Here is a 13950-nt window from a genome sequence, read left to right on the forward strand (position 1 = left end):
CCCGGTCAGGGCGACCCGGCCGCCCCGGCGGCTACCAGGCGGGCGTCCTCCTCGGAGCGGCCGATGCCGAGGGTCAGCTCGCTCTGCAGGACGAGGACCGCCCCGCCGATCGCCGCGGCGTCGGCCCCGTTGACCGACGGCACCACCCGAACCGGGTGCGCCCGCCGGGCGAACAACCGCCGGTCCAGCTCCTGCTGGATGACCGCCTGGTAGATCGATCCGGCCACCGCGAAGCTCTGCCCGGCCAGCACGATCGCGTCCAGGTCGAACAGGACCGCCACGGTGACCGCGGCGTGACCGAGGTAGCGCGCCGACCGCTCGACGAGTTCACGCGCCTCGGGATCGCCGGCGTTGGCCGCCGCCGCGATCCGCGCGAACTCGGTCAGAAAGTCGTCGGCCGCCGGGTCGAGCGCCAGCCGGCGGGCGAGCTCCGGTATCGCCAACGCCCGCCGGACCAGGGCCGACGGGCCGGCGTAGTTCTCCAGGCATCCCACGTTGCCGCACGGGCACTCCTCACCGTGGACGTCGATCGAGATGTGGCCGATCTCCGCGGTGTTCGACGAGCTGCCCCGGTACACCTCACCGGCGACCACCACCCCGCCGCCGATCCCGGTGGCCATGTAGATGCAGCCGTACGTGCTCCGCGGGTCCACCGCGCCCATCCAGTACTCGCCGATCGCGGCCGCCGCGGCGTCGTTGTCGAGCAGCACGGGCAGGCCGAGGCTCTCCGCGAGGCGCGATGCGACGGGGTAGTCGCACCACTCCTCGGTGGGCTGCGGCGTCAACAGCACACCCGCACCGCGGTCCTGCGGCCCGTAGCTGACCAGGCCCACTCCGAGCACCTTCGCGCGGTCGACGGCCGCCGTCGTCAGCAAGGCGTCCACCTGCGAGGCCACGATGGGCAGCGCCCGCTCCGGCGGCATCGACGCCACACCTTGGAACGAGGTGCGGGCCACCGGCCTGCCGGCCAGGTCGACGACCACGATGACGCACGTGTTGCGCTCCAGCTGGACCCCGACGCTGTAGCGGGCCGGCGGGTTGAGTTGGACCAGCGTGCGCGGCTTGCCGCCCGTCGGCGCACCACGACCGGCCTCGACGACCAGCCCGTCACCCAACAGCTCGCGCACGACCTCGGAGATCGTCGCGCCGGTGAGACCGGTCGCCGTCGCGAGCTCCACCCGGCTGATCGAGCGCGCCGCCCTGATCACGTCCAGGACCATGCCGCGCGTCTTCGACCGGCTTGCCCAGATCGGGCTTCTCGCCACGGTTCCCTCCTCCGTCGCAGCCTTCACCAGGCTACTTTACTGACCGCACTCGTCGACCACTCGCGGTAACCCCATGCCGACATCACCGCCACGATCAGCGCGTTCCACTAACCTAACCACGTTAAGAAAGGGCCGAGGTCCGAGCCGCTCAGGGGCCCACGTGGAGGTACGGGACCAGGCCGAAGGCATCGTGTCCCAACCGTGGTCACGGAGGTGCTCGACTGCTTCGTGCAACGCGGACGCCGTGTGGCCGTGGGTGTCGAGGCGCTGGTGGAGGCCGCGGGCGACCAGGGTGGCGGTGGAGTCGTAGATCGGCCACAGGGTGGCTACGACGTTGCGGTACCCGGCCAAGTGGAAGGCGGCGCCCAGGTGCAGGGACTCGTCGGGGAGGTCGCCGCCGGTCGCGGTGTCGCAGGCCGACAGGTAGGCCAGTTCGCCGCGGCGGCGCAGGCGTGACACGTCGGTGACCGTGAGGCGCTGGTCGTGCAGCAGGAGGCCCGAGGCCGGGGGCTGCCGGGTGTCCGCGGCGCCGTGGCAGGCGAGGTGCACGTGGCTGTGTCGTGGCAGGTCAGCGAGCACCCGACCGCGGGTCGCGTCGGTGGAGCGATGGACGGTGGACCGGCCGGGTGCCAGGTCGGCGAGGGCGGCGACCTCGGGGTCGACGTCCAGCGGGGCGCCGTTGGGCGCGTCGGAGCGTGGGCGTGTATGAGGACACCGTGCGGTCCGGGACGGACTCGGTCGTGCCCGGGAGGCCGGCGGCGTGCAGCGGCAGCGGGTCATGGCACCGGTCGGGCACCACCACGGGCGGGGCACCGGGCCGAGGTGGTCGAGCACGGGTCGGGCCACGACTCGCCAGAGCCAGGTGAGAACGTCGTTCAGGACGGTGTTGTGCTCGACGACGCCGAGGACGACCTCGGCCGGAACCGGAGACCGTGTTCGAGTGCCCGGCCACGTCGTCCCCGTCCGCCACCACGACCTCCGCCGCCTCACCGAAGGCGACCACGGTAGCCGCACCCGCGGTGCGACCACCTCCCGGCCGCGCACCACGGATCACCGCGGTTCGGTGGAGGAGGACCGAAGCGGTGGTTCACGGTGTCGCCGCACGGCCCAGTGCCGCCTCGACGATCCGGATCGCCTCGGTGGGATCGATGCCGGTGCTGGCGATGATCGCCGCGTAGTCGAGGGCGGCGCGGCGGGCCTGCTCGAGTGCTCGGTCGCCGGCGGCCGAGACGTACGAGCCGGCCCGCCCGCGCGTCTCGATCAACCCGGCCTCCTCCAGCTCCCGGTACGCCCGACCGACGGTGTTCACGGCGAGGCCGAGGTCGGCCGCGAGCCGGCGGATCGTCGGGAGTCTCGTGCCCACGGCGAGCGACCGGTCCTGGATCTGCCTCGCGAGCTGGGCTCGGAGCTGCTCGTACGGCGGCGTCGGCGAGGCCGCGTCGATGACGATCACCGGGTGGCCATGGCTCGCCGTGCCGCCGCCCCGACACCCGCGGACCGGACCTGGATCAGCGAGAACACGACAGCGCCCGCCACGAGGAGCGCCACCGAGACCACGTTCCACCAGCCGAGCGAGTCCCCGTACAGGAAGATGACCGGCAGCAACCACACCAGGCTGGGTGTGACGAGGGCGCGGGCGTCCTCGACCCGCATGACGACATCGGCCGTGAGCGACGCCTCGTCCTCCGCCACGGCCGGGCTCGCCAGCACCTGGCGCAGCTGCATGACGACGCCGATGCCGGCGCCCACGAGGCCGATCAGCACGATGACCGCCCCGGACCGCAAACCGGGGTCCGGAACCGGCAGCACGCTCACAGTGAGCAGCAAGGCGCCGGCGAAACTCGCGACCGTGAAGACGGCGTGCGGCCGGCCCAGCACCGCCCGCCACCCGAGCTGGACCGGGTGGGCCACCCGCCGGGGCAGTCGTGCGCCGGCCCGCCGGTCGACCCGCCGCACCCACCAGCCGAGCAGCCACTGCGCCACCAGCAACCCCACCACCAACGCCGTCAGCACCAGCAGCGGCAGCCGGGAGGACGTGACGTCGGCGGGCAGCGTCACCGCGTGCGTCAGTGCCGCACCGATCATGAACGCGGCCAGCAGGAGGCTGTTGACGACGTTGGCACGCCGTCGCACCGCCAACCGTGCCGCGAGCAGCGGGGTCGGCTCGGCGTCGACCAAGCCGTGCCGGGCCAGCCACCGCCCGGCCTCCGTGTGTTCTCCCTGGCGCATGCCGCCACCTCCGAATGTCACAAGCTTTGTCTCAACAAGATGAGTCACAGCATGCGACAATGTCAACCCCCGGTTCGAGCGGGAGGGCCGCGACCCGCACGACGTCGTCACCGCTCGGCCAGATGGCCGGATGTCCTGGGGACGGGGCGTTCCCGAGCCTCACGCCGAGGCCGGCTCCTCGTGCCGGAAACCGGCCAACCGCTCGGAGATCAGGGCTTCGGCCTCCGCCACCGTGCGCTCCACGACCTCGCGCACGGTCGGGATGTCGTCGATCAGGCCTTGGGCCAGGCCGGCGCTCCAGATGCCTGCCTCCAGGTCGCCGTCCTCGAAGACCTTGCGCCCCCGGGCGCCGGCGACCAGGTCCCGCACGTCCGGGAACCCTCCCCCGCCGTCGAGCACCTCCACGACCTTCCGGCTGACGCCGTTGCTCGCCACCCGCGCGGTGTTGCGCAAGGGCCGGAAGATCAGCTCGGTGTCGAGTTCGCTGTTGGCGACGATCTGCTCCTTGACACGCCGGTGCACCGGGGACTCCTCCGTGCACAGGAACCTCGTGCCCATCGAGATGCCTTCCGCGCCCAACGCGAGCGCCGCGACCAGCCCGCGCCCGTCGGTGAAACCGCCGGAGGCGATCACCGGGATCGACAACCTCCGGGTCACCGCGGGGATCAGGACCAGGCCCGGCACGTCGTCCTCGCCGGGGTGGCCGGCGCACTCGAACCCGTCGATGCTCACCGCGTCGACGCCGATCCCCTCGGCCTTGACGGCGTGCCGGACGCTGGTGCACTTGTGCAGCACTTTCACACCGTGGGCGTGGAAGTCCGGCAGGTGGTCGCTCGGGTTGGAGCCCGCCGTCTCCACGATCCCCACCCCGGACTCGACGATGGCCCGCCGGTACTCGTCGTACGGTGGCGGGGTGATCGACGGCAGGATGGTCAGGTTCACGCCGAACGGCTGGTCGGTCATCTCCCGGCACCGGGCTATCTCGGCCACCAGGGCCTCCGGTGTCGGCTGGGTGAGCGCCGTGAGGAAGCCCAGCGCGCCCGCCTCGGCCACGGCGGCGACCAACTCCGCCCGGCCGACCCACTGCATACCGCCCTGGACGACGGGGTGCCGCACCCCGAACGTCTCGCAGAACCGCGTCCTCAACATCGGCTACAGCCCGTAGGTCTTGCCGATGATGTCGCGCTGGATCTCGCTCGTGCCGCCGTACACAGTGGACACGACGGCCGCGCGCAGCAGCGCTTCCATGCCGTACTCGGTGGCGTAGCCGTAGCCGCCCATCATCTGCATGCCCTCCAGGGTCACGTGCTTGGCCAGTTCCGTGCACTTGAGCTTGGCCATCGACGCCTCGCGGGCGAACACCCGGCCGGGCTCGGCGTCGATCGCCGCCGCGGTGTCGTCCAGCAGCAGCCGGGCGCACTCCAGTTCGGTGGCCATGTCGGCGACGCGGTGCTTGAGCGCCTGGAACGACCCGATCGGCCGGCCGAACTGCTCACGCTGCCTGACGTACGCCAGCGTGTCGTCGAACGCGCGTCGGGCGATGCCCAGCATCAGCGCGGCGAGGATCATCCGTTCCAGGTTCAGCCCCGCCATCAGCTGGGTCCACGCCTGGCCGGGCACGCCGACGACCGCCGAGTCCGGCACGAAGCAGTCGGTGAAGTAGAGGTCGTTGACCTCCCGTCCGCCCATCGTGTCGATGCCCTTGATCGCCAGGCCGTCGGCGTCGGTGGGCACCATGAACTGGGTGAGCCCCTGGTGCTTGGACTCCTCCTGCGAAGTGCGGGCGATGAGCAGGACGTGGTCGGCGAAGTGCGCGTTGGAGCACCACGTCTTCTGCCCGTCGACCAGGTAGCCGCCGTCGACGCGGCGGGCGCGGCACGTCAGCGCGCCCACGTCGGAGCCCGCGCCCGGCTCGGACATCGAGATGGCCTCGACCCGGCCCTTGACCACGCCGTCGAGCACGACCCGCTTCTGCTCCTCGGTGCCGAACTCCGCGTACGCCGCCGCGGCGATGATCGTGGTGCCGAAACCGCTGATCGGCGCGAGGCCGTAGGAGGTCTCCTCCAGGAACAGGCACAGGTCCGCCATGCCCCGGCCCGCGCCGCCGTACTCATCGGGCACGGCGATCCCCAGCCACCCCAGCTCCGCCATCTTCTCGTAGAGCTTCTGGTTGTGCGGCTCCTCGCCGTGGGCGGTCAGCTTGTCGCGCTGCTCCTTGGTGCCGCACTCGCGGCGGCAGAAGTCGGCGATGGCCTCGACCAGGTCGCGGCGCTCGTCGGTCAGGACTCGGGGCATGACGTGCACTCCTCTTCGGGCTAGTCGTCCCGCACAGCGGGGAAGACCGTGTCCACCAGGTGGAGCACGGTGCGGGTCAGGATCACGTGCAGGTCGCCGCGGCTGAGCGTGCCGCGCACCAGCCACTCCCGGGACGCCGCCTTGAGCATCCCGCTGTGGGCGCGGATGATCGCCCGCAGCTTGTCGCGCCCTTCGGTGACGTCGGCCAGCAGCGCGGCTTCGAGCACGCGGTCGGTGGCGATCTCGTCGGCCTCCAGCATGATCTGCTCGATCTCCGGGTCGTTGCCCAGCGTTTCCAGGCCGATCGCGGACAGCCACATCTCCTTGTTGCGCTCGACCACTTCGAGCCACCGGTCGACGCAGATCGACAGCCGCTCCTCGGCCGTGGTGGGCGGCAACCGCTCCGAGACCGACGCGGGCACGACCATCATCTGCCGCACCACCTCCAGGTAGAGGTGCCGCTTGCTGGTGAAGTAGTGGTTGATCAACGCACGGGCCACGCCCGCCTCCGCCGCGATGTCCGAGGTGGACACCTGGGCGTAGCCGTTGGCCCCGAAGAGCGTGCGCGCCGCGCTGAGGATCTCGGCCCGCCGGGCGTCCGGCTCCATCCTGCGTCGCTGTGCCTGGCGCTGACCGCTCATGCCGTCGTCCCTCTCGTAGTGCCGCCGTTCGCTGCCGGACCTATGTGTACATCGACTCGATCGTCGTCGCGTGCACCTCGTCGATGACCTTGCGCCGCAGGCTCAGCTTGGGCGTCAGCTCGCCCGTGGCCGGGGTCCACGGACCGGCGATGACCTGGTACTTCTTCACCTGCTCGGCGCGGGACAGCACCGCGTTGGCCTCGGCGACCGCCTGGTTCAGCGACGCGAGCACCTCGGGGTGGCACGCCAGCCCGGCGAGGTCGGCGGCGATCCCGTTCGCCCGGGCCCACAGCGGTGCCGCCTCGTCGTCCAGCACCAGCAGCGCGGTGACGTACGGTCGCCGGTCGCCGATCACGACGGCCTGGGCGACCAGCGGGTGCGCCCGCAGCAGGGACTCGATCCTCGTCGGGGCGATGTTCTTGCCGCCGTCGGTGATGATGAGCTCCTTCTTGCGGTCGGTGATGGAGACGATGCCCCGCTCGTCGACCACGCCGACGTCACCGGTGGCGAACCAGCCGTCCGCGTCCGTCGCGGGGTCGATGCCGCCGTCGGCCCGCAGGTACCCGGCGCAGACCACGGGACCGCGCACGAACAGCTCCCCGTCGTCGGCGACCTTGACGTCGATGCCCGGCCCCGGACGTCCCACCGCACCCAGGGCGAACACGTCCGGCGTGCTGACCGTCGCCGCGCCGGTGGTCTCGCTCAGGCCCCACACCTCGTACACCGGCAGTCCGAGGCCGGCCAGGAACTCCAGGACCGCGGTGGGTATCGGCGCGGCGCCGCTGAACGCCCGGTGGCACTCGTCCAGCCCGACAGCGGCGCGGATCGGCCGCAGCACCTCCGCGTCCAGCCTGCCCAGCCGGGTCGCGAGCGCGTCCGGGACCTCCTTGCCCGCCGACCGCAGGTGGAACGCCTCCAGCGCGGCCGACCGCGCCCGCGCCAGCACCGCGGCCTGCTCCTCCGACAGCGCGCCGAGCCTGGCCCGCAGGCCGGCGGCGAGCTTCTCCCACACCCTGGGCACGCCGAAGAAGCCGTGCGGGCGCACCGCGAGCAACGTGGGCAGCAGCTGCGCCGGGTCCGGGCAGATCGTCACGTGGCCCGCGTCGCAGATCGGCAGGTAGATCCCGAGCACCCGCTCGGCGATGTGCGCCATCGGCAGGTACGCGACCGTCCGCGGGTGCTCCGGCGTGGCGACCAGGTGGTCCTGCATCAGGGACTCGTAGACCACGTTGCGGTGGGACAGCACCACACCCTTGGGCTCGCCGGTGGTGCCCGAGGTGTAGACGACGGCCAACGGTTGGTTCGCCGTGACCGCGTCGGTGAGCGCTTCGAACGCCGGGCCTTCCGTCGGCGGCTCGCCGGACAGGTCGGAGTAGCGCACGAAGCGCCAGTCGCCGCTCGGGGCGAGGTCCGGGTCGAGGACCACGACGGCGCGCAGGTTCGGCAGGTCGTCCAGGACGGGACGCCAGCGCCGCAGCTGCTCCTCGCCCTCCAACACGAGGACGGTGGCCCCGCTGTGCGTTGCCACGTAACGGATCTGCTCGGTGCTCAACGTGTCGTAGGTGGAGCACGGCAGGGCGCCGAGGTGGACCGCGGCCAGGTCGACGACCCAGTGCTCGCGCCGCTTGGACATCGCGATGAGCATCCGGTCGCCCCGGCCAAGGCCCAGCGCGCCGAGGCCGCGGGTGAGCACGGCGACCTCGGCGCGCAGCCGTGCCCACGTCAGCACCTCCGCGTCCGGCCCGATGCCGGTGGTGAGGGCGGGCCGGTCGCCGAAGTCCCGGGCGTTGCGGCGCAACAACCCGGTGATCGTCAGCCCTTCGACGGTCAGCTGCTCTGCTGCGGTCACGGCCGGCTCCCTCCATCGCGAACCCTGTGCGTCCCTTCGAGCGGTCCCACAGTGGACCGCTTGTTGACGCGATGTCAATAGACCGATCGGACACCACCACAGGGACACCGATTCAGAAGAGATAACCCTTGTGCAGCAGCGAATCGCTGCTAAGTTCGCCGTTGTTGACACTCTGCCAACAACGCGATCCGAAGGGCGGGACTGTGCCCGAGGCATTCATCTACGACGCGATCCGCACCCCGCGCGGCCGCGGCCGCAACGGCGCGCTGCACCACGTCAAGCCGGTGTCGCTGGTGACCGGGTTGATCGACGAGCTGCGCCGACGCCACCCCGACCTGGACACCGGCCTGCTGGACGACGTCGTGCTCGGCGTGGTCTCCCCCGTCGGCGACCAGGGCATGAACCTCGCCAAGACCGCGGCGCTCGTGGCCCGGCTGCCCGACCACGTCGCGGGCGTCCAGCTCAACCGGTTCTGCGCCTCCGGGCTGGAGGCGGTGAACGTCGCCGCGCAGAAGGTCCGCTCCGGCTGGGAGGACCTGGTGCTCGCCGGGGGCGTGGAGTCGATGTCGCGGGTGCCGATGGGCAGCGACGGCGGGCCGATGGCCACCGACCCTGAGACGGCTTACGACACGCACTTCGTGCCCCAGGGCATCAGCGCGGACCTGATCGCGACCATCGAGGGCTTCTCGCGGGAGGACGTCGACGCCTACGCCGAGCGGTCGCAGCAACTGGCCGCGGCGGCGTGGTCGGGCGGCCACTTCACGAAGTCCGTGGTCCCGGTCCGGGATCGCAACGGGGTCGTGGTGCTCGACCACGACGAGCACATGCGCCCGCGGACGACGGTGGAGGGCCTCGCCGCGCTCAAGCCGTCGTTCGCGGCGATCGGCGATGCCGGCGGCTTCGACGCGGTGGCGCTGCAGAAGTACCACTGGGTCGAGCGCGTCGAGCACGTCCACACGCCCGGCAACTCCTCCGGCGTGGTGGACGGCGCGGCGCTGGTCCTCGTCGGCTCGGAGCGCGCGGGCGTCGAACTCGGCCTCACGCCCCGTGCGCGCGTGGTGGCCACGGCGGTCAGCGGCGCCGACCCGACGATCATGCTGACCGGACCCGCCCCGGCGACCAGGAAGGCCCTCGACCTGGCCGGGCTCACCGTGGCCGACATCGACCTGTTCGAGATCAACGAGGCGTTCGCCTCGGTGGTGCTCAGGTACGTCAAGGACCTCGACCTGCCCTGGGAGAAGGTCAACGTCAACGGTGGTGCGATCGCCATGGGGCACCCGCTCGGCGCGACCGGCGCGATGCTCGTCGGCACCGTCGTGGACGAGCTGGAACGCCGGTCGCTGCGGCGGGCCGTGGTCAGCCTGTGCGCGGGCGGCGGCATCGGCATCGCCACCGTGATCGAACGCTTCTGACGACGACACCCGGAAGGAACGGCGCAACCGATGCCGGAGAACACCATGATCCGCTGGGAGCGGGGCTCCGACGGTGTCGTCGTGCTGACCCTGGACGACCCGGACCAGCCGGTCAACACGATGAACACGACTTACGTGGACTCGATGGAGGCCACCGTCGCCCGGTTGGAGGTCGAGCGGGACGGCATCGTCGGCGTCGTGCTCACCTCCGCGAAGAAGAGCTTCTTCGCCGGCGGCGACCTCCGCTTCATGAACAAGGCGCGACCGGAGGACGCGGCCCGGATCAGCGAGCTGTGCCGCACGCTGAAGTCCCAGCTGCGCAGGCTGGAGACGCTGGGCAAACCGGTCGCCGCGGCGGTGAACGGCTCGGCGCTCGGCGGCGGCTACGAGATCGCGCTCGCCTGCCACCACCGCGTCGCGCTGGACACGCCGGACAGCCGCATCGGCCTGCCCGAGGTGACCTTGGGCCTGCTGCCCGGCTGCGGCGGGGTCAGCCGGACGGTCCGCCTGCTCGGGTTGCAGGCCGCGTTGACCGACGTCCTGCTCCAGGGACGGCAGTACCGGCCCGCCGACGCGCTCGCCAAGGGCCTGGTGCACGACCTGGCCCAGTCCCCCGAGGAGCTGCTGGACAAGGCCAGGCGGTGGGTCCTGGCCAACCCGGACGCGGCGCAGCCGTGGGACGTCGCGGGGTACCGGATGCCGGGTGGCGCGCCGTCGAACCCGAAGGTGGCGGCGACGCTGCCAGCGTTCGCGGCGAACCTGCGCAAGCAGCTCAGGGGCTCGCCCGCCCCGGCGCCGCGCAACATCCTCGCCGCCGCCGTGGAGAGCGCGCAGCTCGACTTCGACCGCGGGCAGGAGGTGGAGACCGGCTACCTGGTCGAGCTGATGACGGGCCAGGTCGCGAAGAACATGATGCAGGCGTTCTTCTACGACGTGCAGCACATCAACTCCGGCGGCAGCCGACCGCTCGGCCACCCGCGGAGCACGGCGAAGAAGGTGGGTGTGCTGGGCGCGGGCATGATGGGCGCGGGCATCGCGTACTCCTGCGCCCGGCGCGGGCTGGAGGTCGTGCTCAAGGACGTCTCACCGGAGGCCGCCGAGAAGGGCCGCAAGCACTCCGAGGGACTGCTCGCCGAGGCCGTGGCACGGGGCCGGACGTCCCGGGAGGACGCCGACGCGGTCCTCGCCCGGATTACGCCGACCGCCGACCCGGCCGACCTCGCCGGCTGCGACGTGGTGGTCGAGGCGGTGTTCGAGGACCCGGCGCTCAAGCGCCAGGTGCTCGCCGAGGTGGAGCGGGTCGTCGCGCCGGACGCGCTGCTGGGCTCGAACACGTCCACGCTGCCGATCACCGGCCTCGCCGAGGGCGTCACGCGCCCGGCGGACTTCATCGGCCTGCACTTCTTCTCGCCGGTCGACAAGATGCCGCTGCTGGAGATCGTCACCGGCGCGCGGACCGGCGAGGGCGCGGTGGCCAGGGCGGTCGACTTCGCCCGGCAGATCGGCAAGACGCCCATCGTGGTCAACGACGGCCGCGGGTTCTTCACCAGCCGGGTGATCGGCAGGTTCATCGACGAGGCCGTCGCGATGGTCGGCGAAGGGCTGCACCCCGCGTCCATCGAGCAGGCGGGCTCCCAGGCGGGCTACCCCGCGCCGCCGTTGCGGTTGCTCGACGAGCTGACCCTCACCCTGCCCCGCAAGATCCGGGAGGAGACCAAGGCGGCCGTGCAGGCCGAAGGCGGGCAGTGGGAGGCGCACGGCGCGGAAGCGGTCGTGGACCGCATGATCGACGAGTTCGGGCGCGGCGGGCGGGCCGCGGGCGCCGGGTTCTACGACTACGCCGACGGCAGGCGCACCGGGCTGTGGCCCGGCCTGCGCGAGCACTTCACGGTGCCCGGACGCGAGATCCCGTTCGAGGACATGCAGGAGCGGATGCTCTTCGCCGAGGCCATCGACGCGATCCGGTGCCTGGACGAAGGCGTGCTGCGGTCGGTGCCGGACGCCAACGTCGGCTCGATCCTGGGCATCGGCTTCCCCGCGTGGACCGGCGGCGTGCTGCAGTACGTCAACGGCTACCCGGGCGGGCTACCGGGCTTCGTGGCCCGCGCCCGTGCGCTCGCCGCGGCCTACGGCAACCGGTTCTCCCCGCCCGCGTCGCTCGTCGACCGGGCCGGGCGCGGCGAGCGCTACGAGTGAGCGGCGGGCGGTGGCCCGAGCATCGGCACCAGGAACCGCCGGGCCACCGCCCGCAGCTGCTCGTCGTCGTCGAGGTCGACCACCCGGCTGGGGATCACCAGGAAGGAGGCGGAGATCCGGACCATCATCTCGGCGACCAGGTCCACGTCCACCTGGGCGGAGACGGTGCCCGCCTGCTGCTCGCGGCGCAGCCTGCCCGCGACGAACTCGCGCACGGCCGCCAGCGTGCGGCCGTCGTCGCCGATCATCGACGGCACGACCGCGTCCGGTTCGGCGGCCATCAGACCGCCGATGAGGGGGTTGTCGCGGATGGCGCGCAGCGAGCTGACGAATCCCACGACCACGCGGTCGGCGACGGTCTCGGCGTCCTTGACGTCGAGGATGAACTGGTCGAAGTACCGCCGGAACTCGCGCCGCACGACGTGCTCCACCAGCACGTCCTTGGAGGCGAACCGCCGGTAGACGGTGATCCGGGACAGGCCCGCGAGCTTGCCGACGTCCGCCATCGTGGACCGCTTGATGCCCATGCGGCAGAACTGCTCGTAGCCCGCGTCGAGCAGGCGCGTGGTGATCTCGTCGTCCTCTTCGGCGCCCTCGACCGCCTCGGTGAACGCCAGTTCCAGCAGCGACCGGCGGTCGGGGCGGCTCATGGGGCCGGACAGTACAGGTTCCACGGATTTCCCTCCGCTTGATCGGTGCGGGCCTGGCGATCAAGTGCCGAGTGTGCTCACATTGATACACAGATACTCATCGTGTTTCAGCGTATCAACGATCTGGACTCGCAGAGGGGTTCGACCCGATGAACGAGCTCAACAGGCGCAGGATGTTGATCACGGGCGGGACGCTGGGAGCGCTCGGGGCGCTGAGCGCGGCGTCCCCCGCGTTCGCCAAGGCCTTGTGGACGTGGTCGCCGAGCGGTTCGGTGGCGGGCTCCGGCGCGGGCACCGACCCCAACTGGGTGTGGGACGAGGAGGCCGACGCGCTGCTGGCCGCCGTCATCGACCGGGGCGACGTGCCGCGCGTCAACACCCTGCTGCGCACCTGGACCCGCAACGACCAGCCGCTGCCCGACGGCCTGCCCGCCGACCTCCACGACTTCGTGCAGCGCGCCCGCCGGCTGCCCGCGTGGGCCGACCAGCGCAAGCTCGACACCGCGGCGCGGTTCAACGTGGCCCGTGGCTTCTACCTCAACCTGCTCAACGGCGTGGGCGGCGGCATGCTCAGCACCGCCATCCCCCGCGAGGCGCGCGCCGTCTACTACTCCAAGGGCGGCGCGGACATGGAAGACCGCGTCGCCAAGACCAGCAAGCTGGGTTTCGCCGTCGGCGACCTGAACGCCTACCAGCCCACCGGCGCCATGGTGGTGGAGTCGGTGAAGACCCGCCTGGTGCACGCGGCCGTGCGCCACCTGCTGCCGCAGTCGCCGGGCTGGTCGCAGACCAGCGGCGGCCAGCGGATCCCGATCAGCCTGGCCGACATGCTCGTCACCTGGCACACGCTGCCGACCTTCGCGATGCGCCGGATGCTGGAGTGGGACGTCCGGATCACCGCCACCGAGTCCGAGGCGTACCTGCACGTGTGGCAGGTGACCGCGCACCTGCTCGGCATCCGCGACGAGTACATCCCGGCCACCTGGGACGCCGCCAACGCGCAGAGCGCGCAGCTGCTCGACCCCGTCCTCGGCCCCACGCCCGAAGGCGTCGAGCTGACCGACATCCTGCTGGGCCAACTCGCGGAGCAGACCAGCCCGGCGAGCGTCAGCCGGCCGATGGTCAACGCGCTGGCCCGGTACCTGGTGGGCGACCGGATCGCCGACTGGGACGGCATCCCGCGCGAGCCGTTCTGGGACGCGACGGTGCGCGCCGCGTGGCCGAAGCTGGTGGCGTTCCGGGAACTGCTGCTCCCGCTGCCGCTCGTGCCGCAACTCGCCTGGACCCTCGACGAGGCGGCGCGCCGCTACATCATGTTCTACCTCACCAAGGGTCGGGGCGTGCAGATCGAGATCCCCGACACCAACCGGCCGTCCTGACCCGGCCGCACGTCGCACGCGCTTAGCCATGACC

12 protein-coding genes are annotated in these 13950 nt (G+C 71.8%); 3 read left to right on the forward strand and 9 right to left on the reverse strand.

Annotated elements, in window-relative coordinates:
* Positions 1 to 5: 5 nt before the first annotated feature.
* The 8 genes from LNK82_RS01455 to LNK82_RS01490 all read right to left on the reverse strand — a co-directional run bounded on the left by LNK82_RS01455 (position 6) and on the right by LNK82_RS01490 (position 8279).
* Entirely contained in the window at positions 6 to 1265 is a 1260-nt protein-coding gene (locus tag LNK82_RS01455; protein ID WP_230565047.1) for an ROK family transcriptional regulator, read from the reverse strand.
* Positions 1266 to 1301: 36 nt separating this feature from the next.
* Positions 1302 to 2045, reverse strand: a complete 744-nt coding sequence (locus LNK82_RS01460; RefSeq protein ID WP_230565136.1) for a CHAT domain-containing protein — start codon at positions 2043 to 2045, stop codon at positions 1302 to 1304.
* Between the two features lie 307 nt (positions 2046 to 2352).
* Entirely contained in the window at positions 2353 to 2718 is a 366-nt protein-coding gene (locus LNK82_RS01465; protein WP_230565048.1) for a GntR family transcriptional regulator, read from the reverse strand.
* Positions 2715 to 3494 carry a hypothetical protein gene (locus tag LNK82_RS01470; RefSeq protein WP_230565049.1) on the reverse strand — a complete coding sequence of 260 codons (780 nt, stop codon included), beginning with the start codon at positions 3492 to 3494 and terminating at the stop codon, positions 2715 to 2717. The genes LNK82_RS01465 and LNK82_RS01470 overlap by 4 nt, the downstream gene beginning before the upstream one ends.
* 159 nt (positions 3495 to 3653) lie before the next feature.
* Positions 3654 to 4643, reverse strand: coding sequence for an NAD(P)H-dependent flavin oxidoreductase (locus LNK82_RS01475; protein ID WP_230565050.1), 990 nt, complete (start codon positions 4641 to 4643; stop codon positions 3654 to 3656).
* Positions 4644 to 4646: 3 nt separating this feature from the next.
* Entirely contained in the window at positions 4647 to 5789 is a 1143-nt protein-coding gene (locus LNK82_RS01480; RefSeq protein ID WP_230565051.1) for an acyl-CoA dehydrogenase family protein, read from the reverse strand.
* A gap of 20 nt (positions 5790 to 5809) precedes the next feature.
* On the reverse strand, positions 5810 to 6430 hold the full coding sequence (locus LNK82_RS01485; protein WP_230565052.1) for a TetR/AcrR family transcriptional regulator: 621 nt from the start codon (positions 6428 to 6430) through the stop codon (positions 5810 to 5812).
* Between the two features lie 40 nt (positions 6431 to 6470).
* Positions 6471 to 8279, reverse strand: coding sequence for an AMP-dependent synthetase/ligase (locus tag LNK82_RS01490; RefSeq protein ID WP_230565053.1), 1809 nt, complete (start codon positions 8277 to 8279; stop codon positions 6471 to 6473).
* Positions 8280 to 8482: 203 nt separating this feature from the next.
* Here LNK82_RS01490 and LNK82_RS01495 point away from each other — a divergent pair, with 203 nt between their 5' ends.
* Together LNK82_RS01495 and LNK82_RS01500 are read left to right on the forward strand one after the other, a co-directional pair.
* Positions 8483 to 9691 carry an acetyl-CoA C-acetyltransferase gene (locus LNK82_RS01495; protein ID WP_230565054.1) on the forward strand — a complete coding sequence of 403 codons (1209 nt, stop codon included), beginning with the start codon at positions 8483 to 8485 and terminating at the stop codon, positions 9689 to 9691.
* Positions 9692 to 9721: 30 nt separating this feature from the next.
* Entirely contained in the window at positions 9722 to 11887 is a 2166-nt protein-coding gene (locus LNK82_RS01500) for a 3-hydroxyacyl-CoA dehydrogenase NAD-binding domain-containing protein (RefSeq protein WP_230565055.1), read from the forward strand.
* Here LNK82_RS01500 and LNK82_RS01505 read toward each other — a convergent pair.
* Positions 11878 to 12537: a TetR/AcrR family transcriptional regulator gene (locus tag LNK82_RS01505; RefSeq protein ID WP_230565056.1), complete on the reverse strand. Its 660-nt coding sequence runs from the start codon at positions 12535 to 12537 to the stop codon at positions 11878 to 11880. The genes LNK82_RS01500 and LNK82_RS01505 overlap by 10 nt on opposite strands.
* Positions 12538 to 12686: 149 nt before the next feature.
* Here LNK82_RS01505 and LNK82_RS01510 point away from each other — a divergent pair, with 149 nt between their 5' ends.
* Positions 12687 to 13916 (forward strand): oxygenase MpaB family protein, encoded by a 1230-nt coding sequence (locus tag LNK82_RS01510; protein WP_230565057.1) that lies wholly within the window; start codon positions 12687 to 12689, stop codon positions 13914 to 13916.
* Positions 13917 to 13950: the final 34 nt, after the last annotated feature.

Origin of the sequence: Saccharothrix luteola (assembly GCF_020859565.1) — a bacterium.
Taxonomy (GTDB): domain Bacteria; phylum Actinomycetota; class Actinomycetes; order Mycobacteriales; family Pseudonocardiaceae; genus Actinosynnema; species Actinosynnema luteola.